This window comes from Nonomuraea sp. NPDC001636 (assembly GCF_040298265.1).
Taxonomy (GTDB): Bacteria; Actinomycetota; Actinomycetes; order Streptosporangiales; family Streptosporangiaceae; genus Nonomuraea.
On the sequence record NZ_JBEOZT010000042.1, the window covers coordinates 14,709 to 41,360 of the forward strand.

General features: G+C 72.5%; 22 protein-coding genes. 8 read left to right on the forward strand and 14 right to left on the reverse strand.

The window, feature by feature from the left end; translation table 11 throughout:
* The first annotated feature begins 20 nt into the window (after positions 1 to 20).
* Positions 21 to 1,577 (forward strand): hypothetical protein, encoded by a 1,557-nt coding sequence (locus tag ABT158_RS46280; protein WP_352365000.1) that lies wholly within the window; start codon positions 21 to 23, stop codon positions 1,575 to 1,577.
* Here the strand turns inward: ABT158_RS46280 and ABT158_RS46285 are convergent.
* From ABT158_RS46285 to ABT158_RS46305, 5 genes are all read right to left on the reverse strand, one after another.
* Entirely contained in the window at positions 1,574 to 3,067 is a 1,494-nt protein-coding gene (locus tag ABT158_RS46285; protein ID WP_352365002.1) for a hypothetical protein, read from the reverse strand. The genes ABT158_RS46280 and ABT158_RS46285 overlap by 4 nt on opposite strands.
* A 35-nt stretch (positions 3,068 to 3,102) precedes the next feature.
* On the reverse strand, positions 3,103 to 3,789 hold the full coding sequence (locus tag ABT158_RS46290) for a response regulator (protein ID WP_352365004.1): 687 nt from the start codon (positions 3,787 to 3,789) through the stop codon (positions 3,103 to 3,105).
* A gap of 5 nt (positions 3,790 to 3,794) precedes the next feature.
* The gene (locus ABT158_RS46295; RefSeq protein ID WP_352365006.1) at positions 3,795 to 4,925 is read right to left on the reverse strand and encodes a sensor histidine kinase; all 1,131 of its coding nucleotides are present in this window, start codon (positions 4,923 to 4,925) and stop codon (positions 3,795 to 3,797) included.
* A gap of 51 nt (positions 4,926 to 4,976) precedes the next feature.
* Complete coding sequence (locus ABT158_RS46300) at positions 4,977 to 5,420, reverse strand: hypothetical protein (RefSeq protein ID WP_352365008.1); 444 nt, start codon at positions 5,418 to 5,420, stop codon at positions 4,977 to 4,979.
* Positions 5,421 to 5,609: 189 nt separating this feature from the next.
* Entirely contained in the window at positions 5,610 to 7,253 is a 1,644-nt protein-coding gene (locus ABT158_RS46305; protein WP_352365010.1) for a chitobiase/beta-hexosaminidase C-terminal domain-containing protein, read from the reverse strand.
* 342 nt (positions 7,254 to 7,595) lie between these two features.
* Between ABT158_RS46305 and ABT158_RS46310 the strand changes: the two genes are divergently transcribed.
* Positions 7,596 to 8,066 (forward strand): pyridoxamine 5'-phosphate oxidase family protein, encoded by a 471-nt coding sequence (locus ABT158_RS46310; RefSeq protein WP_352365011.1) that lies wholly within the window; start codon positions 7,596 to 7,598, stop codon positions 8,064 to 8,066.
* A gap of 81 nt (positions 8,067 to 8,147) precedes the next feature.
* Here ABT158_RS46310 and ABT158_RS46315 read toward each other — a convergent pair whose 3' ends face one another.
* From ABT158_RS46315 to ABT158_RS46340, 6 genes are read right to left on the reverse strand one after another with little or no spacing between them, the layout of a single operon-like run.
* Positions 8,148 to 9,515, reverse strand: coding sequence for a carboxylesterase/lipase family protein (locus tag ABT158_RS46315; protein WP_352365013.1), 1,368 nt, complete (start codon positions 9,513 to 9,515; stop codon positions 8,148 to 8,150).
* Entirely contained in the window at positions 9,500 to 10,822 is a 1,323-nt protein-coding gene (locus tag ABT158_RS46320) for a M28 family metallopeptidase (RefSeq protein ID WP_352365015.1), read from the reverse strand. The genes ABT158_RS46315 and ABT158_RS46320 overlap by 16 nt, the downstream gene beginning before the upstream one ends.
* Complete coding sequence (locus tag ABT158_RS46325) at positions 10,819 to 11,619, reverse strand: carbohydrate ABC transporter permease (RefSeq protein ID WP_352365017.1); 801 nt, start codon at positions 11,617 to 11,619, stop codon at positions 10,819 to 10,821. The genes ABT158_RS46320 and ABT158_RS46325 overlap by 4 nt, the downstream gene beginning before the upstream one ends.
* Positions 11,616 to 12,533 (reverse strand): carbohydrate ABC transporter permease, encoded by a 918-nt coding sequence (locus ABT158_RS46330; protein ID WP_352365019.1) that lies wholly within the window; start codon positions 12,531 to 12,533, stop codon positions 11,616 to 11,618. Before ABT158_RS46330 ends, ABT158_RS46325 begins: the two co-directional genes overlap by 4 nt.
* 2 nt (positions 12,534 to 12,535) lie before the next feature.
* Positions 12,536 to 13,789 carry an ABC transporter substrate-binding protein gene (locus tag ABT158_RS46335; RefSeq protein ID WP_352365021.1) on the reverse strand — a complete coding sequence of 418 codons (1,254 nt, stop codon included), beginning with the start codon at positions 13,787 to 13,789 and terminating at the stop codon, positions 12,536 to 12,538.
* Positions 13,790 to 13,799: 10 nt separating this feature from the next.
* Positions 13,800 to 14,657, reverse strand: a complete 858-nt coding sequence (locus ABT158_RS46340) for a poly(ethylene terephthalate) hydrolase family protein (protein WP_352365023.1) — start codon at positions 14,655 to 14,657, stop codon at positions 13,800 to 13,802.
* A 66-nt stretch (positions 14,658 to 14,723) separates the two neighbouring features.
* On the opposite strand from ABT158_RS46340, the gene ABT158_RS46345 reads away from it, so the two are divergent.
* Positions 14,724 to 15,410 carry a TetR/AcrR family transcriptional regulator gene (locus ABT158_RS46345; protein ID WP_352365024.1) on the forward strand — a complete coding sequence of 229 codons (687 nt, stop codon included), beginning with the start codon at positions 14,724 to 14,726 and terminating at the stop codon, positions 15,408 to 15,410.
* Here the strand turns inward: ABT158_RS46345 and ABT158_RS46350 are convergent.
* The 3 genes from ABT158_RS46350 to ABT158_RS46360 all read right to left on the reverse strand — a co-directional run bounded on the left by ABT158_RS46350 (position 15,380) and on the right by ABT158_RS46360 (position 19,936).
* On the reverse strand, positions 15,380 to 17,278 hold the full coding sequence (locus ABT158_RS46350) for a hypothetical protein (protein ID WP_352365026.1): 1,899 nt from the start codon (positions 17,276 to 17,278) through the stop codon (positions 15,380 to 15,382). The genes ABT158_RS46345 and ABT158_RS46350 overlap by 31 nt on opposite strands.
* Positions 17,275 to 18,855 (reverse strand): zinc-binding metallopeptidase family protein, encoded by a 1,581-nt coding sequence (locus ABT158_RS46355; RefSeq protein ID WP_352365028.1) that lies wholly within the window; start codon positions 18,853 to 18,855, stop codon positions 17,275 to 17,277. Before ABT158_RS46355 ends, ABT158_RS46350 begins: the two co-directional genes overlap by 4 nt.
* 70 nt (positions 18,856 to 18,925) lie before the next feature.
* A complete protein-coding gene (locus ABT158_RS46360; protein ID WP_352365030.1) occupies positions 18,926 to 19,936 on the reverse strand; it encodes a LacI family DNA-binding transcriptional regulator in 1,011 nt (336 codons plus the stop codon).
* A gap of 156 nt (positions 19,937 to 20,092) precedes the next feature.
* Here ABT158_RS46360 and ABT158_RS46365 point away from each other — a divergent pair, with 156 nt between their 5' ends.
* The 5 genes from ABT158_RS46365 to ABT158_RS46385 are packed head-to-tail and all read left to right on the forward strand — an operon-like array spanning position 20,093 to position 26,649.
* Positions 20,093 to 21,382, forward strand: coding sequence for an ABC transporter substrate-binding protein (locus tag ABT158_RS46365; protein ID WP_352365032.1), 1,290 nt, complete (start codon positions 20,093 to 20,095; stop codon positions 21,380 to 21,382).
* The gene (locus ABT158_RS46370; RefSeq protein ID WP_352365034.1) at positions 21,376 to 22,230 is read left to right on the forward strand and encodes a carbohydrate ABC transporter permease; all 855 of its coding nucleotides are present in this window, start codon (positions 21,376 to 21,378) and stop codon (positions 22,228 to 22,230) included. The genes ABT158_RS46365 and ABT158_RS46370 overlap by 7 nt, the downstream gene beginning before the upstream one ends.
* Complete coding sequence (locus tag ABT158_RS46375; RefSeq protein ID WP_352365036.1) at positions 22,227 to 23,045, forward strand: carbohydrate ABC transporter permease; 819 nt, start codon at positions 22,227 to 22,229, stop codon at positions 23,043 to 23,045. The genes ABT158_RS46370 and ABT158_RS46375 overlap by 4 nt, the downstream gene beginning before the upstream one ends.
* Positions 23,042 to 24,031 (forward strand): serine hydrolase domain-containing protein, encoded by a 990-nt coding sequence (locus ABT158_RS46380; RefSeq protein WP_352365038.1) that lies wholly within the window; start codon positions 23,042 to 23,044, stop codon positions 24,029 to 24,031. Before ABT158_RS46375 ends, ABT158_RS46380 begins: the two co-directional genes overlap by 4 nt.
* The gene (locus ABT158_RS46385; RefSeq protein WP_352365040.1) at positions 24,028 to 26,649 is read left to right on the forward strand and encodes a family 78 glycoside hydrolase catalytic domain; all 2,622 of its coding nucleotides are present in this window, start codon (positions 24,028 to 24,030) and stop codon (positions 26,647 to 26,649) included. Before ABT158_RS46380 ends, ABT158_RS46385 begins: the two co-directional genes overlap by 4 nt.
* Positions 26,650 to 26,652 lie beyond the last annotated feature (3 nt).

The following is a 26,652-nucleotide window of genomic DNA, read 5'->3' on the forward strand; positions in this document are numbered from 1 at the left end:
CTGCAACGGGGAGAACCACAGTGAAACGCGTCCTGGCGCTGTTATGCGCCTCCGTCATCACGTTCGTCATGATGCCGCCCGGACAGGCGCAGGCGTCACCGTCCACCGGCACCCTCAAGCTCGCCTGGACCTACGTCAACCTCGCCGAACCCAAGGTCTCCCACTGGAACAGCGCGGACGACGCGCTCGTGGGGACCGGCGTCAAGCCCGCCGGCGTCTTTCGCTCCTTCTTCCGCATGGACATCAGCCCGATGCAGGGCAAGAAGCTGCTCCACGCCGTCTTCAAGGGCTACCTCAACAGCGGCGCCTGCGACACCGGTGTCGAGCTCTGGGTGACCGGAGAGATCGGGCCGGAGACCACCTGGCTCAACCAGCCCGACTGGAAGCGGAACCTCGGCACCGGGAAAGCCGCCGACGACTACGGCGCCTGCTTCTTCAACTGGCGCATCGCCGACGCCGTACGGGAAGCCGCCGCACGCGGCGACCGGCACCTGACCCTCGGACTGCGTGCGACGAGCGAGGTCGGACAGCGTAACCTGCGCGTCTTCGAGTCCGATCAGGCCGACGACCCGTACTTCGGCCGCATCCACGTCCCGCTGCTGAGCTTCTGGTACAACACGGTGCCCGACGTGCCCACCGATCCGGCCGTGAACCTCAACGATCTCTGCGGGCCGGAGCCCCGTCCGGCGACCGGCTTCGTCCACACCACGACCCCGACCCTCGGCGCCGAGATCGTCGACGGCGACCACGGGCAACGCGACGAGGTGTCGGCGCGCTTCGAATGGGCCGACACCTCCGGCACGGTCCTGGGCTCGGCGAGCACCCTTCCCGGCTCCGAGGGCAGGCACTGCGCCGAGATCCCCGAAGGGCTGCTCGCCGACGGGCAGACCTACCGCTGGCGGGTGCGTGCCGAGGATCACTACCAGGAGCCGGAGACGCTGGAGATGCTCAGCGATGCCAGCGACTGGACGGCCTGGCAGGAGTTCACGGTGGACGTCACCAGGCCCGCGCTGCCGGTGATCGCCTCCGAGGCCTATCCGCAGAACACGATGGGCGCGCTCGTCGGCACCCCCGGGGTGTTCACCTTCTCCCCCGGCGAGTCCACCGACGTCGTCTCCTACAGCTACCGCATCGCACCGAGCGGTCCCCCGCTCCAGCGGGTCACGGCCGACAGCGAGGGGAAGGCCGCCATGACCTTCACGCCGACGACCTCCTTCCGTCACACGCTCTACGTCAAGGCGATCGACCGGGCCGGCAACATCGGGCCGGAGCGCTCCTACGCCTTCACCCCCCGGCGGAACCCGGCGCCGTCGGTCACCTCGGCCGTCTACCCCGAGAACGCCTCCGGCGGCGGCGCCGGCGTAGCCGGCGAGTTCGCCTTCTCGCCCAATGGCGGACAGGACATCGTCGGGTACACCTACCGCCTGGACTCCGGCGAAACGCTCCAGCTCCCCGCCGGCACGTCAACCGCGACCATCACGCCGGACACCGCCGGCCCTCACACACTGTGGGTGTGGAGCGTGGACGCGCGCGGCTACCTGAGCTCGGCACGGAGCTACTCCTTCACCGTGAACTAGCCGGCGGTGGTGCGCGGGGCAGTGGGATGCCGGTGACCGGAAGCCGAGCGCCGCAGCGTCGATCGCGCGGGCGCACCGGGAGCCGGCCCGCCCGTGGGCGGCCCGGCCGTACGGGCGGCGGGGCGGCCGTTGCGGAGGCCGGCGAGTGCGAGGAGCAGCGTCGCGACCGAGCACCAGGCGGCCCAGTCGCCCAGGGCGGCGTAGAGGGTCGAGGCGCCCTGCTGCGGCAGCGCCGCGAACACCGTGGTCACGCCGGGCCTGCCGCTGCGGCCTTCGGCCAGCACCCGTCCCCGGGTGTCGCTCACCGTGAGAAGGCCCTGGCGGGCCGCGCGCGCCACCGACAACCCGCTCTCCACCCCGCGGACGATCGCCATGCGGCTGTGCAGCCAGGCGTCGTCGTCGAAGTCCCAGGCGGGGGCGAGCAGCGTCGTCGCGCCGGCCTGGCGGTACTGCCGTACCAGCCAGGGGAAGTCCAGGTCCTTGCAGACGATCAGGCCCGTCGTGGTCGGGCCGAGCAGGGTCAGCGTGCGTCCGGGCGTGAACTCCGACTCCAGCCCGGGAATCATGTGGTGTTTGTCGTAGCGGGCCCCGGACGGGTAGGCCAGCGCGCTGTTGGTGCGCGTCGCGCCGGCGCCGAGCGCGACGCCGGCGACGACCGCCACTCCCGGCCTGGCCAGCGGCAGGCGGGCGGTGGCCGCGTCGAACGTCTTCTCCGGCAGCAGCGCGATCTCGGCGCCGCGGGCGGCGGCCGCGTCGACCGCCTGGCGGTAGCGCCGGAGCAGGTCGCGCCCCTGCGGGGAGTCCAGTGCCACGGTGTCGTCCGGGTTGTCGGTGGAGATCAGCGCGACCGCGCGGTGCTGCCCGCCGTCCTGGCCGGTGCCGAGCCGCGCGAAGCCGTACGCCAGGGCCAGCGCCGCCATCGCGCCCGCCGTCACCGCGACGGGGAGCCGGCGGGTCGCGCCCGGTGCGAGAAGCGCGGCCACGGCGGCGGGCACGAGCAGGAGCAGGAAGGTGATCCCCCAGACGCCGGCGACGGAGGCCGTCTGCAGGACGGGTAACACGTCGGCCTGCGTATAGGCCAGGCTCCACCAGGCGCCGTGCGGTCCGGCCAGCGCCATCAGGTATTCGACGCCGACCCACGACGCCGGTACGGCGAGCACGGCCGACAGCGTCCGCCGCCTGGCCAGCAGCGAACGGTGCAGCAGCACGCCGAGGCCGTACAGCAGCGCCGGCCCGGCGAGCAGGCCGGCCGCCACCGGGACAGGCGTCTCCAGCGTCCCGGTGAAGTACGGCCACCACTGCAACTGGCCGCCGAGCCAGGCGAGGGCGCCCGCGGCGAAGGCCGACCCGCCCCCCACCCGGGGGGCGGCGAGCAGCACGGGCAAGGTGGCGAGCCACGTCAGCCAGGCCACGGGGTGCGGGCCGGTGCCGACGTGCAGCAGGACAGCCGAGACGAGGGCCGCGGCGAGCGCGATCAGGACACGTTTCATGACGACGATGCTGCTTGCGGCCCCCTGGTGGCGCGTCAGTCGTGAGTGTGATCTCCGATGTCACTCTCACCGGCGACCACGAGGCCGCATTCGTAGGCGAACACCGCCGCCTGCACCCGGTCCCGCAGGTCCAGCTTGGTCAGGATGCGGCTGACGTGCGTCTTGACCGTGTGCTCGGTGACCACGAGCGCGGCGGCGATCTCGGCGTTGGACAGTCCGCGGGCGACCAGCCGGAGCGTTTCGCGTTCCCGCTCGGTGAGCGTCGCCAGCCGTCCAGCCAGCCGCGGCATGGGGCCGTGAGCCGGCCGTCTGACCAGGTCCTCCAGCAGCCTGCGGGTGGCGGCGGGGGCCAGCAACGCCTCGCCGGCGGCCACGGTGCGCACCGCGTGCGCCAGCTCGTCGCGGCGGATGTCCTTGAGCAGGAAGCCGCTGGCGCCCGCGCGGACGGCGTCGTAGACGTACTCGTCCAGGTCGAACATGGTCAGGACGAGCACCTTGGCGGCGGTCGTGGCGCAGATCTCCCTGGTGGCCTCGATGCCGTTCGTGCCCGGCATCCGCACGTCCATCAGGACCACGTCCGGACGCAGCCGCCCGGCCAGCGCGATCGCCTCGTCGCCGTCCGCCGCCTCGCCCACCACCAGCATGTCCGGCTGGGCGCCGAGGATCAGGCCGAACCCGGCGCGGAAGAGATCCTGGTCGTCGGCGATGAGCACGCGCAGCATGCGCGCTATTCAAGCGGAAAGACGGCTCTGACGAGGAATCCCCCGTCCTGTCCCGGTCCCGCGGTGAGCGTCCCGCCGTACGCGGTCGCCCGTTCCCGCATGCCGATCAGGCCGTAGCCGCCGCCGTCGCGACGTGGCCCGCCGCCCTCGTCGGCGATCTCGACCAGCAGTTCCCGCGCGGTCCAGCGCAGGTGCAGCCGTACGTTGAGCACCCCCGCGTGTTTGCGCACGTTGGTGAGGGCCTCCTGGACGATCCGGTAGACGGCGGCCTCCAGGCTGCCCGATGTCGGCCGCCGCTCGCCCTCCACGGTCATGACCACGTCCAGGCCGCTGCGTCCGGCCAGTGAGGCGAGTCCGTCCAGGCTCGGCTGGGCGGGCCCGACGTCCTCCCCCGCCGGGGCGCCCGAGGCGCGCAGCGCGGTGAGCAGGCCTCGCAGCTCGGTGAGCGCTCCCCTGCCGGTGTCGGCGATCGCGTCGAAGACGGCCTCGGCCCTGGGCGCGTCGCTCCGTACGACCACGGGCCCGGCCTCGGCCTGGACGACCATCAGCCCGACGGCGTGCGTGATGATGTCGTGCATGTCACGAGCGATCCGCGCCCGTTCCTCCGCCACCGCGGCGATGTGCTGCTGTTCGCGGCGACGGGCCCGTTCGGCCAGTTCCGCCGCACGTGACCGGTTCGCCCGGGCGCTGGTGCCCAGCGCGTAGGCGGCCACGAAGGCGGTGCCGATCAGGCGGAAGATCTCGCTGTCCTCCCCGGGCAGCGCCAGCGAGACGCCGACGATGACGGCGACCGCCGGGATCGCGGCCAGGCGCTTCCACGTGGGACTGAGGTCGGCGATGGTGTAGACGGCGACCAGGGGGCCGAACGGGAGGAACGGCTTCTCCCACAAGACCATGACGGTCATCGCGGCGCCGACGAACAGCGCCACGGCCATGGGCGCGCGCCTGCGCCAGTAGACGGGCGCAGAGGCGAGCGCGCCCAGGCAGACGATCCACCACGCCTTCGGACTCGGCACCAGCAGCGGACCGAGGGTGGCCGCGGTGGTGACCGCCGCGATCGCGACGTCGCCCCTACGACCGGAGAACCCGGCGGTCCAGAGCGTCAGAACCCCGCCGGCGCGTCCCACGCTGGTCATCCGCTCCTCAGAGGGTGTTGCTGCCGACATGCGGGAACCGGGTCGGGCGGGTCAGCCGCGTCTGGTGCGCCAGCGGGAGGTGCGGAAGCCGTCGGAGCGCTCCAGGAGGTAGGTCAGCCTGGCGGCCGTCTGGCGTACGCCGTCGTCGTGGCGGTGTCGTTTGCCGGGGGCGAGGCGGGAGCGCAGGTCGAGGATGTGGGCCAGCTCGCCGGCGACCTCCGAGACCAGCCGGTAGCGGATGCCGAACGAGTGCAGGTCGCCGTGCACGTCGTCGACCAGGTCCTCGTCCACGTGCCGCTGCAGCGGTTTGAGCTTGGTGAGCAGCTGGGCGTCCATGCCGGCCACGGGCGCCCTGCGGCGGGTGTCGTCGGCCGGCACCGCCACCAGGGCGCGGATCCGGACGAATGCCAGCGCCCGCTCGGTGTCCGGGGTGGAGGGGTGTTCGGCGAGGTCCAGCAGGCGCCGCAGGGTCTCCTGCGTTTTGTCGTCGAACATGAGGACAAGTCTATGCACTCCCGCTCAGGCGCTCTTCCGCCACGACCTCGGCGCAGGGCTCAGGGGTGGACCACGGGCGGACGGGCGGCGGCGCAGTGGCGGAGGGCTTCCGCGCCGGAGCGGCGGGCCATCGGGCTTTCCGGGGAAGCCCCGTCATCGGCCGGGTCCGGTCGATGACGGGGCAAGGTGCTACTTCAGCACGTCCGCGGCGACGGGCGACTGGTTGCCCTGCGCGTCGACCGCGACGACCTCCGCGCGGTACCTCGCGCCGTCGCGCTGCACCGGGACCGGAATGTCCATGGAGGCGGCGGCGGGCACCACGTCGAAGCGGTTGGCGACCTTGGTGTCGAGCACCTGGGCTCCGTTGTCGGCGCGGGTGACGCGCACCTTGTAGTGGTACACCAGCTCGTCGTCCTGGGCCTGGTCGATGCGCAGCGCCAGCCGGCCGTCCTTGCCGGTCCGGGCCGTCAGCGGGTGCGGGGACGTCCAGGCCGGGGCCGTGCGGTTGCGGTTGGCGTCGGTGTAGGTGAAGTTCTGCACGACCTGGGCGTCGGCGCCGGCCGTCCTGATCTCCCAGGACCTGCCGGCCAGCGTCCCGTCGCTCTGGAACGGGGGCTTCCAGTTCGCCGACCACTTCCCGCCGGTGTAGATGTCGTGGAGGTCGGCGTTGAGGTTGACGCGGTTGACGACGGTACGGCCCCGGTAGACCTCGACGGCCAGCCCCTGGGCGGTGGGCGTCTCGAAGCGGTTGGCCAGCTGCCCTTCCGCGTCGAGCATCTGGTATCCGTGGTCGATCTCGATGTAGGACGAGCTGCCGTCGTTGACCGCGGTGAAGTTCTTCTGGTGGATCGAGCGCGGGTCGTTCACGTTGAGATGCGAATGGCCCGAGAAGTAGACGGCGCGCGGGAACTTCGACAGATCCTCGGTCAGGCGCGGGTTGCTGGTCTGCTGGCCGTCCATCACGGTGCCCGGAGCCGGCCGGTGCCCCTGGACGATGATCGGCAGGTCGCGGTAGGCGGGGTCCGCGGAGATCTGGCCGAGTTGTTCCCGCAGCCAGGTGGCCTGGGCCGCGGAGTAGTTCTCGGTGTTGACCGTGATCAGCGGAATGCCCTTGATGTCCGTGCGGTAGTACCCGTCGCCGGAGTCGGGGAACCACTCCTTGGGGTAGCCCGCGCGGAGCTCGGCCAGGGTCGCGTCGTGGTTCCCGTACGACATGAACACCTGGGTGGCGTTCATGCCCTTGCGGGCGAGGTTCTCCTTGAAGATGCGGGCGGTCAACTGGTGGTCCTTGCCGCGGCCGTTCCAGTTGTCGTTGATCATGTCGCCGTTGGAGAGGATGGCGTCCGGGGTGCCCAGAACCGACGCGATGGTGTCGAAGTAGGACGACCAGCGGTGGCGGTCGGCCTCGTAGTCGCCGATGTGCACGTCCGAGACGATCATCATGCGGGCGATCGGCTGCTCCCCCTCGCGGATGAGGTACCCCTCGGACTTGACGGCGCCGGCCTGGTTGCCCTTGAAGGCGCGTGCCGTCAGATTGGTGTCCTCGGTGATGCGGATGGGCTTGCCGGCGAAGGTGGGGCTGCTCTTCGTGGGAATGCTGCCGTCGGTGGTGTACCGGATCGTCTCGCCCTGCCCGGCCCGCAGCTCGACGGACACCGCCTGCTCGTAGCGACCGCCGTCGACGCTGAAGGCCGGGGCCTGCGGCGTCCCGCCCGGGTCGGCCGACGCGCTCTGTGCCAACGGGAAGAGCCCCAGGCCGATGCCGACCGAGACTGCTGCGATGTGGCGCCAGGCAGCCGGTTCCCGGCGGACGGTGAAGTCGGCATGTCGCATGTGGTGGTCCCCGATCTTGTCGCGGCGCGCTGGGCGCCGCGACACGTGCTTCAAAGTGAACGACTTGAACCTGGAGCACCAAGATGTACGGAACCGGCGACCTGCGTGAAGTTCGCGCGACCTGAGGGGTAAGAAGTGCACACCCCGCCCACCGAAGGCTCGGTCCGCAGCGCCCGGCCCCTCCCCCGTACCGTGCGACACGTGCCGCTGTCCTGCCTGGTCAGGGGCGGTTCCCGGGCGGTAACTCGGTGCCTTTGAAGTGCCGTCTTCCGCGGCGTCCGCGCGGCGGCGCAAGATGCCCTGGTCACCGAAGACGGATGAAATCACGAAGGAGTGCCGTCGATGACCACGTCATTCGCCGAGATCGAGAGCGAGTTCAACGCCTACGTCGGTGCCATCCGGTACGCCACGATGGTCACCGTCGACGCCAGGAACCGTCCCCGCACCCGCATCCTCATCCCCGTCTGGGAGAACGTGGACGGGCGGCCGCGCGGGTGGCTGGCCACCTACAGGACGCCGGTCAAGGCGGCCCACCTCGCGGGCAACCCGCACACCTCCTTCTCCTACTGGAAGCCCGGCAACAGCTCGGTCGCCATCGACGCCACCGCCGCCTGGGTCGACGACCTGGCGACCAAGCGCCGCGTCTGGGACCTCTACCGGGCGACCAGCCCGCGCGGGGCCGGTTACGACCTCGGGGCCTTCTGGCGGTCGCCCGCCGACCCCGCGCTGCACGTCCTCCGCCTCGAACCCTGGCGCGTCCAGGTGATCCGCGGCACCGATCTCCGCAGCCGCATCTGGACGCCGCCGGAATGACCCGGCCGCGGAAGGCCGCGGATGGGGCCCCGGCCCGAGTGGGTCGGCGGCCACCGTGCGGACTTCACGGCCGGGTGACTCTCACGCCGACGGTGCGGGATCGTCGAAGATCATGGTGTGGCCGAGCGGCCAGCCGGGGTCGCCGGTGCGGGCGAACCGCACCCAGGCGGCGTGCATCGCGTCGGCCAGCGTCTGCGGCGCGCCCGGTCCCGCCGTGCGGGCGACGCCGGGCGCGTCCAGCACGTCGAAGACGAAGGGCAGGTCGAGGTTGTGCACCGCGCCCACGCGTCCGCCGCCGGCCGGGCTCTCGACCGGCGACTCCCACCGGAACTCGTAGCCGTAGGCGGGCCTGGCCTCGCGGATCCAGCACGTCTCGCGGGTGAACAGGTGCCGGGTGACGGCGCGTCCGACCCGCTCGGCCGGGGTGAGGCCGGGTTCGTCCACCTGGACGCCGAGGTGGTCGAGCGCCGCCCGCGCGGCGGCCTCGTCGAGCCCGGCGGCCATGCCCCTGACGAACACGTCGGCCTCCTGGGAGGTGCAGCCGACCAGCAGCGGAACGTGCCCGCCCGCGCCCGCGCGCAGGGCGTCCAGCGGGACGGCCGGGATCAGGTCGCCGTCGACGACCGGCTTGACCGGCACCGAGTCGTTCAGCCCGCCGGAGCCGCCGGTCAGCGGCGGCGGTTGTGCGGCGACGAGCGCCTCGGGGGGCAGCGCGGCGAAGGACGACCTGGTGGGGGCGATCCCGAGGCGGGCGGCGAGCGCCCTGGCGTGGTCGCGGGCCTCCTGCTCGCCGGCGACCAGGGTGGCCGAGCCGCTCATCACGATCGCGCGCCGGAACAGCCCTTCGGCGCGCGGCATGGTGAGCAGGGTCGCGACGGCCGCGGCGCCCGCCGACTGCCCGGCGACCGTCACGTTGCCGGGGTCGCCGCCGAAGGCCGCGATGTTGTCGCGCACCCACTCCAGCGCGGCCAGCCAGTCGAGGACGCCCCGGTTGAGCGGGGCGTCGTCCAGGGCGAGGAAGCCCTCGAAGCCGAGCCGGTAGTTGACGGCCACGCAGACCACGCCGTCGCGGGCGAAGCGGTGGCCCTGGTGCCAGGCCGCCCCGTTGCCGCCGATGGAGAACGCGCCGCCGTGGATCCAGACCAGGACGGGCAGCCCTGTCCCGCCGGCGCCGGGGGTGCGCACGTCGAGGTTGAGGCAGTCGTCGCCGGTCTCGAAGACGTCGGGCGCGTACAGGCCGATGTCCGCGCCGGCCGCCTGCGGGGCGGCGGGGCCGCGCGTGACGGCGGGCCGCACGCCGTCCCACGGCGGCGGCGGGACGGGTGCGCCGAAGCGGTGCTCGCCGAAGGGCGGGGCGGCGTACGGCACGCCGAGGAAGGCGAGCCCGCCCTCCTCGGCCCTGCCCTCGACCAGCCCGGACGTGGTACGGACGATCATGCGCGACGCCATCCGGCCGTCCCTTCGACGATTCTGACGGCCGCCCGGGTGAGCGGTTCGAGGCTGTCCTCGTGCACCTTGTCGAGGGTGTCGGCCGAGTCGAACAGGTACATGGGGGCCGACAGGAAGTGCACCAGCGGCACCCCTTCGGGGTGGAAGAAGGCCCCGTCGGTGGGCGGCATCGGGGAGAAGGCGTCCGGCGGCAGCACGAACGAGCGTCTCAGGTCCTCCGCGACGAGGGCCGCCGCCACCAGGCTCTCCAGCTCCGGCTTCCGGGTGGTGAACCACCAGCCGGGTTCGGGGTCGCCGGTGGGGACCAGCTCGCCGTCCACGGCCACGCACCGCCGGGCGGCGTGCTCCAGGTGGAGCTGGAGCACGACGTCGCCGAGCAGGCCGCGGTGCTCTTCGATGAAGGCCCGGGTGCCGGCGGCGTGCGCCATGTGCCCCGCGGTCAGCAGGAAGAGCAGGTTGTGCGGCCGGTCCCGCTCGGGCACGGCCGCCCAGTACCGGGCGGCGGCCAGCACCAGCGCGATCCCGGAGGCGTCCTCGACGGCCGAGGCCCAGGGCGCGTCGTGGTGCGAGCCGATGATCACCCACTGGTCGGAGCGGCCGGGAAGCGTGCCGATCACGTTGTGCGAGACGGCCGGGCCGGTCTCCGACTCGACGGTGAGCGTGCCCGTGCAGGGGCCCGCGTCGACCAGGTCGAGCACCCGCCGCGAGTCGCGGCCCGACAACCAGACGGCCGGCAGGTCGCGGTGCACGGCGTCGTAGGGCACGTAGTAGTCGCGGGTCTCCCACGGCACCCCGGTCAGCGCGCCGGCGAACGCGGCGGCGCCGCCGTCGATCACGCCCTGGAGCACGTCGAGGTAGTCGAGCTGGAACGGCAGCGTCTGGACCAGGTCGTCGAAGACGCCCTCGGGGTCGTGCACGGCCGTCGCCAGGTCCCTGACGTAGGACTGCGGCAGCTCGGTGAAGGCGTACTCGGGCACGACGATCGCCCCCGGCACGACCTCGCGGCTGACCGGCGCGGTCACGGTCGCCTTCGGCGTGGTGTACGGCAGCGCGGACGCCGCCACCCGCACGACCCTCGACGGGTCGGCGTCCAGCCGCACCGCCAGGGACGCCGTCACCGGCCGCCAGACGGGCAGCTCGACCGGCGCGAGCCGGACGTCGCGCAGCCCGAACTCGGCGAGGCGCTCGGCGGCCCACGCGGCGGTCCAGTCGTCGGCCGGGTAGCCGGGCCGCCGGACGCCGCGCGCGGTGACCGTTTCGATCCACTCCATCATCCGGGCGGCGCCGGGGATCAGGTCCGGGATCATCGTTTCAGCCCTCCGAAGGTGAGCCCCGCCACGTAGTAGCGCTGCAGCGCCACCATGAGAATGAACGGCGGCACGGCGGTGACCAGCGCCGCGGTGGTGGTCAGGTGGTAGGTGACGCCGACCTCGCTCTGGAAGTTGGCCAGCCCCACCGGCAGCGGCCACAGCTCCTGCTCGTTGGCCACGATCAGCGGCCACAGCAGGTTGTCCCACTGCGCCAGGAAGTGCACGAGGAACAGGGTGATGAGCGCGGGCCGCAGCAGCGGCACGGCGATGCGCGCGAAGATGCGGAACTCCCCCGCGCCGTCGACCCGCGCGGCCAGCAGCAGCTCCTTCGGGATGCCGAGGGCGAACTGGCGCACCAGGAAGACGCCGAACGCGCTGATCATGCCCGGCACCATCATGCCCTGGAACGTGTTGACCCAGCCGAGCTCCTTCACGATGAGGAAGACCGGGATGACCATGACCATCGGGGTGAGCGCGAGCGTGCCGACCACCAGCGCGAACAGGACGCGGCGGCCGGGGAAGGACAGGTGGGCCATCGCGTGCCCGGCGGCGGCCGAGAAGAGCACGTCCAGGACGCCGGTGCCGACGCACAGGATCAGGCTGTTGCGCAGGTACGTGGGCAGGTTGCCGGCGCCGAACAGCACGCCGATGTTCTCGGGCAGGTGGAAGCCGTTGAAGACCAGCCCGCGCAGGTCGGTGTCGTCCGGCGCCGAGGCGACGACGACCATGGCGTAGACCGGCAGCAGCATGAACCCGACCGCGACGATCAGCCAGACGGCGCGCAGCACCCTCATTCGTCGCCGCCCTTCAGGAACGCGAACTGCAGCGCCGAGACGATCACCATGGCGACGAGCAGCACCATGCCCATGGCGGCGGCGTAGCCCATGTGCTCGTAGGGGAAGGCGTTGGCCCAGATGTAGTACGGCAGCACCTGGGTGGCGTCGGCGGGCCCGCCGCCGGTGAGCAGGAAGGCGGGCACGAACGCCTGCATCGATCCGGCGACCGAGATGACCAGGACGAACAGCAGCGTCCTGCGCAGCAGCGGGAGCGTGATGCGGGTGAACGTGGTGACCGGCCCCGAGCCGTCGATGGCGGCGGCCTCGTACACCTCGCCGGGCAGCGCCTGCAGGCCGGCGGTCAGGATGATCACGAACAGCCCCATGCTCTTCCAGATGACCATCACGACCAGGGCCCAGATGGCCAGGCCGGAGCTGGTCAGCCAGGACTGCGGCGGGATCCCGGCCAGGCCGAGGAGGGTGTTGGCCAGGCCGCGGTCGGAGTAGATGATCACCCAGACCATGGACGTGGCGGCGAGCGGCATCACGGCCGGGATCATGACGAGCGCCCTGAGCCAGCGGTTGAGCCGTCCCGGCCTGCTCAGCGGCACGGCCACGAGCAGGGCCAGCACGATCGTCGGGACGACCGTGCAGACCGTGTAGACGACGGTGATCCAGGCCGAGTTGAGGAAGCCGGGGTCGGCGAACACGCGCTCGTAGTTGGCCAGGCCGATCCAGTTGGGCGTCCCGGCCATCTCGTAGTCGGTGAAGCTGAGATAGATCGCGGACAGGAACGGGACCAGCCAGAACACCACGAAGAAGACGGCCACCGGCAGGGTCAGCGCCACGCCCGCCGTGGCCTGGGGCCGGGCCCTGACCCTGCCGAGCACGCTCACCGGACCGTGCGGACGGGCTCCGACTCCGCCGAGCACGCTCACAGGATCGGTCGCACGGTGGCGTCGAAGGTCGCCGCGGCCTGGGCCGGGGTGGCCTTGCCGTGGGCGACGGAGTCCACGGCGCCGGACGCGGCCTTGGCCAGTTCGAGCGCGCCGGGGATGATCGGGCCGAAGTCGACGTGCGGCAGGCCGGCGGCGACGATCTCCATGATCTCCGACTTGCCGCGCGGCCCGGCCTCGCGCCAGCCCTTGGTCGGGATGATGATGCCGTTGTCGAGGTTGGCGGCCACCGACGGGGCGCCCTGGAGGTAGTTGACCAGGTGCCAGGCGGTGTACTGGTTGGGCGAGTCCTTGGCCACGCCCCAGCCCCACGTGTAGGCGGGGACGACGGACGGCCCGCCGTCCCAGGTGGGCATGGGGGCGACGCCGTACTGCTTGCCGAAGGTGAGCTTGTCCTTGCCCAGCTTCTCCAGCGCGGGGCCGAGGAAGGCGCCGCTGACGACCATGGCCGCCTGGCCGGAGTAGAACAGGCCGAGCGCGCCCAGCGGGTTGGAGAGCTTGGGGTTGCCGATGCCCGACATGTACGTCAGGGCGGCGATGCCCTGCTCGGTGGCCAGCGACGCCTTGCCGCCGCCCGCCGCGACGAGCTCGCCGCCCTTGCCGCGGACGAGGGCGGTCAGCGTCATGAGGGCCCACTGCGGATCGCCGTAGAGCCACTGCAGGCCGACCCGCGCCCGGTCGGCCGAGGTCAGCCTGGCGCTGTACTCGGCGACCTCCTCCCAGGTCGCCGGGGGCTTGTCGGGGTCGAGCCCGGCCTGCTCGAACCGGTCCTTGCGGTAGTAGAGCAGGCAGGGGTTGAAGTCGATGGGCACGCCGTAGGGCACGTCCTGGTAGGTGAGCGGGGTGGTCGTGCCCGGCTCGTAGTTCCCCAGGGGCAGGGCCTTGGTGTCGACGGGGGCGAGCCGCTGCTTCTTGGCGTGGGCGGGGAAGCTCCAGTGGCCGATCTTGAAGACGTCGGGCGGGGCGCCGCCGCTGAAGGCGGTCAGCAGTTTGGCGTCGAGCTGGCCCACGGGCAGGTAGAGCAGCTTGACGTCCACCTTGAACTCGGCGATGTAGCGGTGCACGAGCTCCTGGAACTGCTGGCCGGTGTCCTGCGAGCCGTGCAGCCAGACGGTGACCTCGCCGTGCGGCCCGGCGGCCGCCGCCTGCTGCCGGGGCTGGTCCTTGCCGCATCCGGCGAGCAGGGTGAGCGCGCCGGCGGCGAGGAGCCCACGCCGCGTCAGATCCGCCATGGTGGTTCTCCTAGGTGAGGTTCTTGAGCGCCTGGTTCTGCCAGGCGGTGTTGGTGGGGAGCTCGGGGGCGCTGCCGGCGAACGCCCCGCGGGCCTGGGCGTCGGCCTGGAGCCGGTATCTCAGCCAGGCGGTCACGTAGCCGAGGAAGGCCCCGCCGGTGTTCTGGATGTCGTTGTGTCCCGCGCCCTTGAGCAGCGCCCGGCCCGCTCCGGCGGTGGCCTGGTCGTAGTAGCCCTGCACGGTGGCGGCCGAGGAGATCAGCCAGTCGTCCGCGCCGCTGAGGAAGAGCACCGGGCAGGTCAGGGCGGCCACCGAGAACTCGTCCCCGGGGCTGGCCATCCACTGCGCGGGCACGGCGATCGGCACGACGGTCTTGATCAGCCCGGCGGAGTGGTTGGCCGCGTTGACGACCCCGCCCGCGCCCTGGGAGTGGCCGACGGCGCCGACCTGGGCGGTGTTCAGCTTGCCGTGGAAGACGCTGGCGGGGTCGGCGTCCAGGCCCACGAGGTGCTGGGCGGCGGCGAGGATCTCGGCGCCGGTGCCCGTGGTGGTGTCGGTGGAGGCGACCACCGCGAAGCCCCAGGAGGCCAGGTGGTTGAGCAGCCCCGGATAGTTGTCGGGGGTGGCCCACGAGCCGTTGCCCCACGTGACGATCGGGTGGCTGACGCCGCCCGCGCCGAGGTTCGAGGGGTAGTAGAGCCGGTGGCCGCCCGAGGTGCCGGTGGCGACCGGCCACGGACCCGTCGCCTTGTAGGTGGTCTCGATGGTGGAGGCGGCGTCGGCCGCGGTGGTCCACGACAGGAATCCGGCCGACACGAGGCCGAGCGCCCCTGCCCGCAACGCCTGCCGACGAGTGATGTTCTCCATGGTCACCTCGTGGGATATTTGGAGACGTGAACGTCTCCTAAGAGAGGGAAGTACGATCGGTGAGCGATGTCAAGAGATGAACAGAAGGAAGTTCCGGCGGTTCGGCCGCTTCCCCGGGGGCGGCACGGGCTCTCCCCCGACACGGTGCGCGAGTCGCAGCGCGACCGCCTCGTGGAGGCCATGCTCCGGCTGGTCGCCAGGCGCGGCTACGCCGCCACGAGCGTGCCCGACGTGATCGCCGCCGCGCGGGTCTCGCGCAACGCCTTCTACGCCCAGTTCGCCGACAAGGAGGCGTGCTTCCTCGCCGGCTGCGAGCGCGACCTGCCCGAGATGATCGACTCGATCCGGGCGGCCGCGTCGGAGGCGGGCGACCGCTGGCGCCCGGCGCTGCGGCTGGGCCTGGCCGCCTACCTGCGGTGGTGGCAGGACCGCCCGGAGTACGCGCAGGCGTACTTCGTGGAGTTGCCGAGGGCGGGCGAGCGGGCCGTCGAGCAGCGCGACACCGCCTACCGCCCCTTTCTGGACATGCTGGCGGCGCTGGCCGCGCGGGCCAGGCTGGAGGACCCCTCGCTGCCGCCGCTGCGCGCCGCGATCCCCCGGCTGATCGTCTACGGCACCACCGAGTTCATCGCCTCGGAGGTGCGCGCCGGCCGCGCCGCCCGGCTGACGTCGTCGGCGGGCGACCTCTACCACTACGCGGTCGCCCTGCTCGCCGGCCCCGATCACGGCATCGGGACCACCCCTTCCGCCTGAACCCGCCAGCCCTCGGGGAAGCAGCCCGACGCCGCCATGTGGGCGACGGCGGCCAGCAGGCCGCCGTTGCCCGGCAGGTAGAGGGGCAGCAGGCCGGGCCACTGGTGGTTGTGGCCGCTGGGCAGGTAGGTGTTCTTCGGGGCGTCCATCAGCAGCGCGTCCACGGCGGTGCCGGGCTCGCCGAGCCGGGCCGCGCACATGGCGAGCATCGGGAAGTCCCAGCCCCACGCGCTGTCCCAGTCCCAGTCGGCGAGCACGTCGTGCAGGGTGGCCCGCATGGTCTCGGGGTCGATCAGCGGGGTGGGCGGCACGAACCCGAGCGCGCCGGTCATCGAGGGATGGTCGGTCCTGACCGTGTACGGCTCCACGCCGATGGCCGCGTACACGCCGTCGCGCACCAGCGGCCGGGCCAGGCCGTCCAGCACCCGCGCCCACTCCGGGTCGGGATCGAGGCCGAGCAGTTCCCGCCACCGCTGGGCCGTCGCCAGCCCCCACCACCAGTAGGCCAGCTCGAACGTGGGATCGCGCACCGACCTCCTGGACTCGTGGTAGGACTCCTGCGCCGGCACCAGCGGCGGCCCCAGGTGCCCGCCGGCCGCGAAGGAGGCCATGAACTCGGCCGTCTCGAACACCAGGTCCCGGTACTCCTCCAGCGCCCCCGGACGGATCCGGCGGAGCAGCTCGGCGAAGGAGATCAGGTGCGGCTGCTGCCAGACGATGAAGGCGCCGATCTCGCTCGGGCTCTCCCTGCCCTCCGGCCCCACCTGCTTGGGCCAGCGGGCGCCGCGGAACCCCTGCCGCGCGGCCGTGGCCCTGGCCCGCGGCAGGATCGAGCGGTACCACGGCAGGCTGCGCTCCAGCAGCTCCGGCCGGCCCCACAGGGCGAAGTGGGCGGCGTGCCACCAGTGCATCTCCAGGTGGAACTTGCCGCTCCAGGAGTTGACGGCCAGCCCGGTCTCCTGCGGCGGGGTGGTGCCCGCGCAGTTGACCGCGGTGAGGTACTGCGAGAGCACGACCCGGCGTTCGAGCTCGGGCGCTCGCGGGTCGGCGCTGCCCTCGAAGCTGACCGCGCCGCCGCGCGTCCAGAACCGCTCCCAGTGGGCGGCGGCGGCCGTACGGACCTGGGAGAAGGACGGCAGATCGGCGCCGACGGGGTGCCGGGCGAACTCGACGACGAGCTCCAGCTCCTCGCCATGGATCAGGTACACGTGGGGGGCGGGCGAGGTGAACCGCGCCGTCCCCGTCCACTCGGCGGCCACGTGGTAGCCGTCCTGGTCCAGGACGCGGGTGAAGTCGCAGCGCGAGCCGCGCCGCGCGCACGTGGTGGTGTGCCGGTCGGGGCTGTCCCAGTCGGCGGTGGTGTGCCAGCCGTCGCTGGCGTAGGGGAAGGCGATCCTGATGCCCGTGCCGCCGACGACGCGTACGGCCAGCAGGTCGCGCTCGGGATGACAGACCGTCTCCACCTCGTGCGGCCGGCCGTCCAGCTCGAAGGAGCTGGACAGCGTGCCGGTCCACAGGTCGAGGGTCTGCGCCGGCCGGCCGATCCGGACGTCCTCGCCGGCGTCGAGGCCGATCCGGCCGAGGTGCAGGCGGTGCGGGTTGACGTGCAGCCAGCCGCCCGCCTCGGTGGCCGGATAGAGGTCGGGGTAGCCGACGCCGTCGTAGTCGGTGAGCGCGTCCTCCAGCACGTGGCCCTTGGGGTTGGGCATGGTGTGCCAGCCCCACTGCGCCTGCGTGCCGAGCGGCGCGAACGTCTGGAGCCCGGTGGCGTCGGCGGTGAAGGCGAACTCGCCGTTGCCGACGGTGAGCGGGCACCCGGCGTCGGCGACGTTGTGCCGGCGCACGAGTGCCCTTCTGTCCAGGCTCACGCACACCCCGGCGTGCCGGAGGCGCGCTGCTGGCGCATGGTCGTCACGTCGCCCGCGACGGCCGACTGGGCCATCGGGCCGAGGTCGAGCACGACGTCGGTGAAGGCGAGCGACGCCTTGCGCATCACCGGCAGGTCGATCGCCTCGGCGCCGAACTGCGGCGAGAACAGCGTCTTGGGCGCGGCGATGGGCGCGATGACGGGCAGCAGGTGCTGGTTGTACGGCGTGCCCTCGCCGCCGAAGCTGCAGTGGTGCGGCACGGTGGCCAGGTCGGCCGCCGACAGGCCCTTGAGGATCGCGGTGCGCCGCACGTCCCAGTACTCGATGTGGCCCTTGACCAGCTCGCGCAGCGGCGTGCTCTCGCTGACGGGCACCCACAGCAGCTCGGTGAGGTTGGGGCTGGCGACGAGCTGCTTGCCCGGCAGGCCGTTCGGCCTGGCGACCGCGTCGTAGCGCTTGGCGCCGAGGTGTTCGAGCACGACGACGGAGGAGACCTTGCCCTGGTCGTACTCGGCGTCGAGCTGGGCGGCGAGCTGACCGGCGCCGCCCTCGCGGACGTCGGGACCGGTCAGGTGCTGGTAGAGGTGGCCGGTGACGAACGCGAACTGCACGGTACGCGGACGGCACTCCACCGGCAGCGTCGACAGGTAACGGGCCATCTCGATCATGGTGAGCGGGCCGTTGTCCCACACCGGGCTCATGCCGTCGGTGTGGCTCTCCACGACGATCTTCTGGGCGCTTCCGCCGGGCAGCGTGGCGAGCAGGGTGCGGGTCGTCGTCGGCGTCCAGGCCGCGTTCACCGTCAGCGACGCCTGGACCGGCTGCCCGGCGGCCAGCGCGTCCTTGATCTGCTTGCCCTGGTCGGCGCCGACGTACGCGCCGGGCACGCCGTACGGCAGGCCCTCGTAGGGGGCGTACATGTCCTTGATCTGGGCGTGCGGGAGCTGGCTGACCTCGATCACGCCGAGCGCGCCCGCGGCGGCGGCCGCCTTGAGGTCGGCGTCGGCCGCGGCCGGGGCCTCCATCGACTCCGAGCCGAGCAGGTTGATCGTCATGCCCGGGTCGTACATGGAGTAGCCGAGGGTCGGCGGATAGAACAGCAGGTTGGGCACGTTGGTCCAGGGCAGGTCCCGGACGACGATCTTCCCGGCGGCGTTGGCGGCGGTGATGTTCGTCCCCGCGGCCAGGTGGACGAGCGGCGCCGAGACGCCGCCCGCGCCGGTGGAGGAGGAGAACGGCACGGGCGCCGCGACCTGCACGGACGTGCCGCCGACGGTCAGCCCGGTGCCGAGGTTGTCCCAGCGGTCGATGGCGTAGGGCAGGGAGGAGAGCTGGAGGCCGGGGATGGCCGCCATCTCCTCCTCCAGCCAGTCGACGTAGCCGGCGTGCGCGGCCGAGCCGGTCGGCCTGGGCCCGAACGTCCCCTGCCGGGTGGCCAGGGCGCTCAGCCGGGCCTCGGAGGCGAACGCGGCCGGGTCCACCCTGACCGGGCAGACCGTGGCGGACGCCTGGGCCAGGGCCGGTTGCGCGGGCGCGACCAGCGGCAGGAGAAGGGCGAGGAGAGCGAGTCGTCTCACGTGGGGGGTCCTTCCATCGAATCGTTTTAATGCATGGTCCGCGACAGTCCCCCGAGGCGCGGCCGGGTTCTCAGAGGCGGGGCGGTCCGGTGGTGCCGCGGACGATCAGCGTGGGCGACACCGACGACGCCACCGACCGCGTGCGTCCTTCGATGCGCTCGACGAGCAGGCGCGCGGCGGTCGCCCCGATCACCCGTCCGTCCTGGTCGACGCTGGTGAGCGAGATGCGCTTGAGCGAGGCGATGCCGATGTTGTCGTAACCGGCGACGGAGAGGTCCTCCGGCACCGACAGGCCGGCCTCGTCGGCGGCGCGCAGGACGCCGAGCGCCGCGATGTCGGCCCCGGCGAAGATCGCGGTGGGCCGGTGGTCGCGGGCGAGCAGTTCCCGCGCGCCCTCGAAGCCGCCCTCCTCGGTGAAGGAGGTGGCCAGCACGTCGTCGGCGAGCCCGTGGGCGCGCATCGCCTGGCGGTAGCCGTCGGCGCGCACCATGTGCGGCAGTCCCTGGGCGCGGGCCCGCTCCAGGTGGGTGATGTGCGCGATGCGGGTGTGCCCGAGCCCGACCAGGTGGTCGACCACGAGCCGGGCCCCCATCACGTCGTCGTCGACGACCGCGTCGTGGTCCGCGGCGCCGCCGTGCCTGCCCACGACGACGACCGGGACGGCCGCCGCGATGGCGGCGAGCTCGGCGTCCGTCATGACCGGCGAGATCAGGATGAGCCCGTCCATGCTCCGGTCGATCATGGCGTCGGTCATCCTGGCCTGCGTCTTGGGCTCGATGCCGCCGGGGCCGAGCAGCACCTGGTACTCGGTGTCGCCCAGCCGGCCGGTGATGCCCTCGATGATGTCGGGGAAGAACGGGTTGCGGGTGTCGGAGAGCATGACGCCGAGGGTGTAGGTGCGTCCGCGCAGGGCGCGGGCCGCGGCGTGCGGGCGGTAGCCCAGCTCGTCGATGGCCTGCCGCACCTTGGCCTGCATCTCCGCGCTCACGCCGTACGCGCCGCGCACCACCTTCGACACGGCGGCCGTGGAGACCCCGGCCCGCCTGGCCACATCGGCGATCGTCACCCGTCCGCTCGTCACACGCCATCCTTTTGGGTTCTCGTAGAACGAACTACACACTTTGCTGGAAGCAGAGGCTAGCCCGCCACCACTCCTCAGGTCCACCCCTTGACGGAGGTTTCGATCTTGCCGTAGAACGTTCTACACATTCTCCCCCTCATGAACAGGAGCACGAGCGTGAGAGCACCATCTCGTCCGCTCGGCGCGGCGATAGGCGCCGTCCTCGCCCTGTCCCTCTCCGGCTGCGGATCCTCCGCCCCCGAGGGGACCGGTCAGGTGAAGCTGACCCTCTGGCACAACAGCGCGGACCCGGCGCCGCTGCTGGAGATGTACAAGAAGTTCGAGAAGCAGTCCGGCCACAAGATCGAGCTCGTGTCCATCCCGTCCGACGGTTTCGAGGACACCACCCAGACCAAGTGGGCCACCGGCGAGCGCCCGGACGTCCTGGAGTACCACGCGACGGTGAGCGGCCTGCTCGCCCTCAACCCGGCCGAGAACCTGCGCGACCTGACCGGCGAGGCGTACATCGCCAGGTCCGGCGACCTCTACCAGGCCGCCGGGGCCGTGGGCGGCAAGGTCTACGCCGCCATCACCGGCTTCCCCCAGGTCTTCGGCCTCTACTACAACAAGAAGGTCTTCACCAAGGCCGGGCTGACCCCGCCGGCGAACTTCACCGAGCTGGCCGCCGCCTGCCCCAAGCTCAAGGCCGCCGGCGTCACGCCGGTCTTCGAGTCGGGCGGCTCGATCTGGCCCGTGCAGATCCTGCCCATCCTCTACCTGGCCGGCGCCAACCAGGCCAACGCCTACGGCAAGGCCATCGCCGGCCACAGCAGCACGCTGGCCGACCCCGGCTCGCCCTTCGTCGCCGGACTGACCGCCTACGCCAAGCTGAAGGCCGACGGCTGCTTCAACAAGGACATCGTCACCGCCAAGTTCGAGGACTCGATGAAGGCCCTGGTGACCGGCGAGGCCGCCATGGTCGCCCAGCACTCCGACATGCTCCCGGCCCTGCTCGCGGCCGCCGGCGGCGACCAGAAGACCGTGGACGAGTCCGTCGGCTTCGTCGGCCTGTCCAGCGACAAGCCGCTGGTGACCTACGCGCCCGGCCCGATCGGCACGTTCTACCTGCCCAAGACCGGTGACCCGGCGCGCGAGAAGGCCGCGCTCGACTTCGTGCGCTTCATGACCGGCCCGGCCTACGCCGAGTACGTCGCCGCGTCCAAGACCTTCCCGGTGCTCAAGGACGTGCCCGATCCGCAGGGCGTCTCCTCCGTGCTGCAGGACGTCAAGAAGGCGTACGACACCGGCGCCGTCATCGCCTTCAACTCCGACATCCCCGGCATGGGCGGGCTGGCCCAGCTCATGTCCGAGCTGATCGCCGGCCAGAAGGACCCGCAGAAGGCGGCGACCCAGCTCCAGGGCCAGGTCGAGCAGGCGGCCAAGGCGGCAGGGCTGCCCGGATGGTGATGCGGAACAGGGCGGCCTGGCTGCCGTGGGCGCTGCCCGCGATCGTCCTGGTCACGGTCTTCTTCGTCGCCCCGTTCCTGCTCAACGTGCGGTTCGCGTTCTCCTCCTGGACGAGCTTCCGGGCCGAGATCACCTGGAACGGGCTTGAGAACGTCCGCACGCTGATCGACCAGGACCTGCTGGCCAACGCGGTCACCGTGACCGTGCTGTACGCGATCCTGTGCATGGCGATCCAGAACACGGTCAGCCTCACGCTGGCCCTGGCCCTCCAGCGGACCAGCGGGATCAACACCGTCTTCCGCTCGGCGTTCTTCCTGCCGACGCTCATCTCGCCGCTGGCCGCCGGGTACATCTGGCGCGGGCTGCTGGCCCCCGACGGGGCGATCAACTCCTTCCTCGGCATCGAGTGGGCGTGGCTGGGCGAACCGTCCACCGCGCTGGTGGTGGTCGCGTTCATCGACGCGTGGAAGTGGAGCGGGCTGATCACCCTGGTCTACATCGCGGGCCTCAACTCCATCCCGAAGTCGCTGCTGGAGTCGGCGACCGTGGACGGCGCCGGCCCGTGGACCCGGCTGCGGCGGGTGGTGTTCCCGATGCTCGCCCCCGCGCTGACCTTCAACGTGGCGGTCACGCTGGTGGGCGCGCTCAGCGCGTACGACGTGATCGCCGCCACCACCGGCGGCGGCCCCGGCGACCACACCCGGGCCCTGAACGTGGTGATGCGCCAGCAGTGGGGCCAGGGCTTCTTCGGCTCGGCCAGCGCGCTGGGCTTCACCGTGACGCTGCTGGTGATCGCGACGGCCGTGCCCCTGGTGTGGTGGCTGCGGCGCAGGGAGGTGACGGGATGAGAGCGGCGCTCAAGTACGCGGCGCTGACGATCTTCGCGGTGCCGTGGGTGCTCGTGCCCGTCTGGCTGGTGGTCGTCAACTCCTTCAAGCCCGCGGGCGAGGCCGCCGAGCTGGGCCTCGGCCTGCCCAGGACGTGGGCGATCGCCGAGAACTACGGCATCGTGCTCGACCGGGGCGGCTACCTGACCGGGCTGCTCAACAGCCTCAAGGTGACCGTGCCGATCGTGATCGCGGTGGTGCTGCTCGGCGCGGCGGCGGCGTGGGCGTTCGGGCGCAGCCGGTCGCGCTGGCTGCAGGCGGCCTACTTCGTGATGGGGCTGTCGATCCTGCTGCCGCCGTCCATCATCCCGACCGTCTACCTGCTGCGCGCCCTGTCGCTGGACGGCGGCTCGCTCGGCTACGTGCTGACGATGACCGGCTGCCGCCTGGGGGTCGTGATCTTCCTGGCCACCGGGTTCGTCCGGGCGTTCCCGCCGGACCTGGAGCAGGCCGCCGCCATCGACGGCGCCTCCCGTCCGCAGGTGTTCGTGCGCATCCTGCTGCCCCTGCTGCGGCCGGTGCTGTTCGTCGGCGGCGTGATCCTGATCATCAACGTCTGGAACGACTTCTTCTTCGCCCTCTTCCTGCTCCAGGGCAGCGCGAACGCCACGCTGCCGCTGAGCCTGTTCCAGTTCGCCTCCGGCACCCTGCAGAGCCTGAACTGGAACCTCGTCTTCGCCCACGTCCTGCTCACCACGCTGCCCCTGGTGGCGGTGTACGCCGTCGCGCAGAAGCGCGTCCTGGCCGGCCTCACGGAAGGTGCACTGAAGGGATGACCACGCACGACATCGCGCTCGACTGGGTCAGGCGCGAGATCAAGGAGGGGCGGCTGCCGTGCGCGGTGTTCGGCGCCGCGACCTCAGACGGGATCCAGGTGCTGGAGGCGTTCGGCACCCACGACGGCCGCGGGACCAGGACCGACGACCACTTCGCGCTGTTCTCGGTGACCAAGCCGCTGATGGGCCTGCTGGCCCTGCGCCAGGTCGAGCGCGGGCTGTTGTCGCTGCGCCGCCCGCTGCGGGACGTGCTGCCGAGCTTCGCCCGGCCCGACGTGACGCTCTGGCACCTGCTGACCCACACCAGCGGCATCGCCGAGCAGACGCTGACCCCCGACGACCTGGTGGAGCACCTCCTCACCGCGCCGTCGCTGTTCGAGGCGGGCACCCTCAGCCACTACTCCAACCTGGCCTTCGCCGGGATCGCGGAGATGGTCCGCGACGTCACCGGCCGCGACGTGGCCGAGCTGGTCGACTCCGACCTGAACACGCTGGTGCCGGGCGGCGGGCGGATCACCTTCGACCCGGCGTGCGCGGCGGCCGAGGTGCACGGCCTCGAACTGCTCGGGCCCGGCTTCGACTTCGACGCGTTCGTCCGGCTGCGCCATCCGGCGGGCGCGCTGTTCTCCCGCGCCGAGGACCTGCTGGCGCTGGGCGGGGCGCTGCTGCGCGGCGACCGCGCGCTCATCCATCCCACCACCCTGGCCGCCATGACGACCCCGCAGACGACGGGCCTGGTCAAGCTGCAGCCCGACCCGGTCAACGCCGGGCAGGACTGGGGGCTCACCTGGAACCTGCGTCACTCGGCCCCCGGGCTGCTGGAACGGCGGCTGTACGGGCACGGCGGCGCCTCGGGCTGCCAGTGGTGGATGTACCCGGAGCAGGACGCGTGCTTCGTGCTGCTGATCAACGTGATGGCGCCGAGCCTGTCCGGCGTCGACGTCGACGGCCTGCACAACGCCTTCACCACCGGGCTCGATGCGTGAACCGGGACTCGGGGGTGCTCGACGTGCAGGTCTCGGGCGCGCAGACGCCCTACATCCGGCCGGCTCCGCCCGGCGCGCGGGCGGGCCTGACGTGCGGTCTGGCGGACCCGGTGGGCGTGGACGAGCCGTCGCCCCGCCTGTCGTGGGACGCCCGCACGACCGCGCAGGCCGCCGTGGTGCTGTCCGCGGACGGGCGCGAGGTGTGGCGATCCCGCGTGCCCGCCGGATCGCACAGCGTGGACGTGCCGGACGAGCTGCTGACGCCGCTGACGCCGTACACGTGGCAGGTGGAGGGGCTGGCGGCGGGCGCGTTCACCACGGGCCTGCGGGCGGGCGGCGCATGGGACGCCCCCTGGCTGCCGGGCGACCCCGAGGCGGCGGTAAGCCTGCGCGGGACGTTCACCTGGCGACCCGCCCCTGGACGCGCCTGGCTGGCCGCCACCGCGCTCGGCGTCTACCGGGCGCTGCTCAACGGCGCGCGGCTGGGCGAGGAGGAGCTGGCCCCCGGCTGGACCGACTACGGCCACCGGACGCGCTACCGGCTGCTGGAGCTCACGGACCTGCTGGTGCCCGGCGAGAACGAGCTGGAGCTGTGGCTGGCTCCCGGCTGGTACGCCGGTCACGTCGCCGGCGGCGGCCCGCGCCGCTACGGTGACCGGCCCGCCGTCAGCGCCCAGGTGCTCGTGCGGGACGACGACGGCCCGCGCCGCGTGTTCGCCACGGACGCGGCCTGGACCCGGCGGGACCTCGGCCGCCCGCGCGCCGACCTGGTGATGGGCGAGACCGTCCAGCCGCCCGCCGAGGGGACCGGACCGGCCGGGACGACGTCCGCGCCGGAGATCCTGGTGGAGGCCGACCCCGCTCCCCCGGTCCGGGTGATCGGCACGGTGCCTGCCGTGTCGGTGACCGAGCCCGCGCCCGGCGTGCAGGTGGCCGACTTCGGGCGGAACGTCGTCGGGCGCGTCCGGCTGCGGGTGGACGCGCCGGGGCCCGTGCGGATCGTCGTCCGGCACGGGGAGGAGCTGACCGCGACCGGGCGGCTCTACACCGACAATCTGCGCACCGCCGACCAGCGCGACGAGTTCGTCCTCGACGCCGGATCACACGTCGTGGAGCCCGCCTTCACCCTGCACGGGTTCCGCTACGCGGAGCTCACCGGCTGGCCGGGCGCGCTGACGCCGGACGACCTGGAGGCGGTGCTGCTGTCGTCCGCGCTCGCCGTCACCGGCTCGCTGACCGTGAGCGATCCCGCCGTGCGGCAGCTCGTCGCCAACATCGGCGCGTCGGCGGACGGCAACGTGGTGAGCGTGCCGACCGACTGCCCGCAGCGCGACGAGCGGACCGGCTGGACGGCCGACATCTCGGTGTTCGGCTCGACGCTCAGCTTCCTGCGGCACACGCAGGCGTTCCTGTCCGGCTGGGTGACGACGCTGATCGACGGGCAGCGGGCCGACGGCGCCGTCCCGCACGTCGCGCCGGTGCTGCCCGAGTACGGCTACGACTCCCCCGTCTGGTCCGACGCGCTGGTCGAGGTGCCGTGGCTGCTGTGGCGGCGCTACGGCGACGACCGCACGTTGCGCCGCGCGTACGACCCGATGCGGCGGTGGGCCGCCTACTGCCTGGCGCAGTCCGACGACGGCCTCAGGCCGGGCCGGGCGCTGGGCGACTGGCTGGCCCCCGGCACGGTGGAGACGCCCAGGAGCCTCATCGCCACCGCCGCGCTGGCCCGCAGCCTCCGCCTGATCGCGCACACGGCCGCCGTGCTCGGCGAGCCGCACGCCCCCGAGTACGACGAGGCCGCCGCCCGCGTCTCGGACGCCTTCCGCCGGGCCTTCCTCGACGGCCCGAGGCTGCGCACGCAGACGCAGACCGGCTACGCCGTCGCCCTGGCCTGGGATCTCGTCCGGCCGGAGGACCGCGCCGCGGCGGCGCGGGCGCTGGCCGACCTGGTCCGCGCCGACGGGCACCGGCTCATGACGGGCTTCGTCGGCACCCCCCTGCTGCTGCCCGTGCTGTCGGAGAACGGCCACCACGACCTGGCGTGCCGGATCTTCAACCAGGAGGGTTACCCGTCGTGGCGCTACCAGCTCCGCGCCGGGGCGACCACCATGTGGGAACGCTGGGACGCCTGGCACCACCGGTACGGCCTGCAGACGCCGTCCATGAACTCCTTCAACCACTACGCCTACGGCTGCGTGGGCGACTGGCTGTTCCGGCACGTGGCCGGCCTGGGCGACGACCCGCGCGGGACCGGCGGCGGGTTCGGCGAGCTGCTGCTGCGTCCGGGCCCCGTCCCGCTGCTGCGGCAGGCGCACGCCCGCTACGCGAGCGCGTCGGGGGCCGTCGAGTCGGGCTGGCGGGCCGGGCCCGACGGGGTGCAGTTCACCTTCGCCGTCCCGGAGGGCGTGACCGCCCGCGCGGTGCTGCCCGTACGCGGCGCCTGGGACGGGATGACCGTCAACGGCACCTTCCTCATGGGCCTGAACGAGCAACTGCCGACCACCAGGCTGGCCGACGGCGGCTGCGCCCTCGACCTGCCGCCGGGCCGCTGGTCCTTCACGGCCCCCGCCGCCGCCACGTCCCACCTGCTCCAGGAGTGGGACGACCTGGGCCGGTGAACG

Coding starts and splice junctions, on each gene's coding strand:
- ABT158_RS46285 (WP_352365002.1), bottom strand. CDS start 3,067: ATGAAACGTGTCCTGATCGCGCTCGCCGCGGCCCTCGTCTCGGCTGTC.
- ABT158_RS46290 (WP_352365004.1), bottom strand. CDS start 3,789: ATGCTGCGCGTGCTCATCGCCGACGACCAGGATCTCTTCCGCGCCGGG.
- ABT158_RS46295 (WP_352365006.1), bottom strand. CDS start 4,925: ATGACCAGCGTGGGACGCGCCGGCGGGGTTCTGACGCTCTGGACCGCC.
- ABT158_RS46300 (WP_352365008.1), bottom strand. CDS start 5,420: ATGTTCGACGACAAAACGCAGGAGACCCTGCGGCGCCTGCTGGACCTC.
- ABT158_RS46305 (WP_352365010.1), bottom strand. CDS start 7,253: ATGCGACATGCCGACTTCACCGTCCGCCGGGAACCGGCTGCCTGGCGC.
- ABT158_RS46310 (WP_352365011.1), top strand. CDS start 7,596: ATGACCACGTCATTCGCCGAGATCGAGAGCGAGTTCAACGCCTACGTC.
- ABT158_RS46315 (WP_352365013.1), bottom strand. CDS start 9,515: ATGGCGTCGCGCATGATCGTCCGTACCACGTCCGGGCTGGTCGAGGGC.
- ABT158_RS46320 (WP_352365015.1), bottom strand. CDS start 10,822: ATGATCCCGGACCTGATCCCCGGCGCCGCCCGGATGATGGAGTGGATC.
- ABT158_RS46325 (WP_352365017.1), bottom strand. CDS start 11,619: ATGAGGGTGCTGCGCGCCGTCTGGCTGATCGTCGCGGTCGGGTTCATG.
- ABT158_RS46335 (WP_352365021.1), bottom strand. CDS start 13,789: ATGGCGGATCTGACGCGGCGTGGGCTCCTCGCCGCCGGCGCGCTCACC.
- ABT158_RS46340 (WP_352365023.1), bottom strand. CDS start 14,657: ATGGAGAACATCACTCGTCGGCAGGCGTTGCGGGCAGGGGCGCTCGGC.
- ABT158_RS46345 (WP_352365024.1), top strand. CDS start 14,724: ATGTCAAGAGATGAACAGAAGGAAGTTCCGGCGGTTCGGCCGCTTCCC.
- ABT158_RS46370 (WP_352365034.1), top strand. CDS start 21,376: ATGGTGATGCGGAACAGGGCGGCCTGGCTGCCGTGGGCGCTGCCCGCG.
- ABT158_RS46375 (WP_352365036.1), top strand. CDS start 22,227: ATGAGAGCGGCGCTCAAGTACGCGGCGCTGACGATCTTCGCGGTGCCG.
- ABT158_RS46380 (WP_352365038.1), top strand. CDS start 23,042: ATGACCACGCACGACATCGCGCTCGACTGGGTCAGGCGCGAGATCAAG.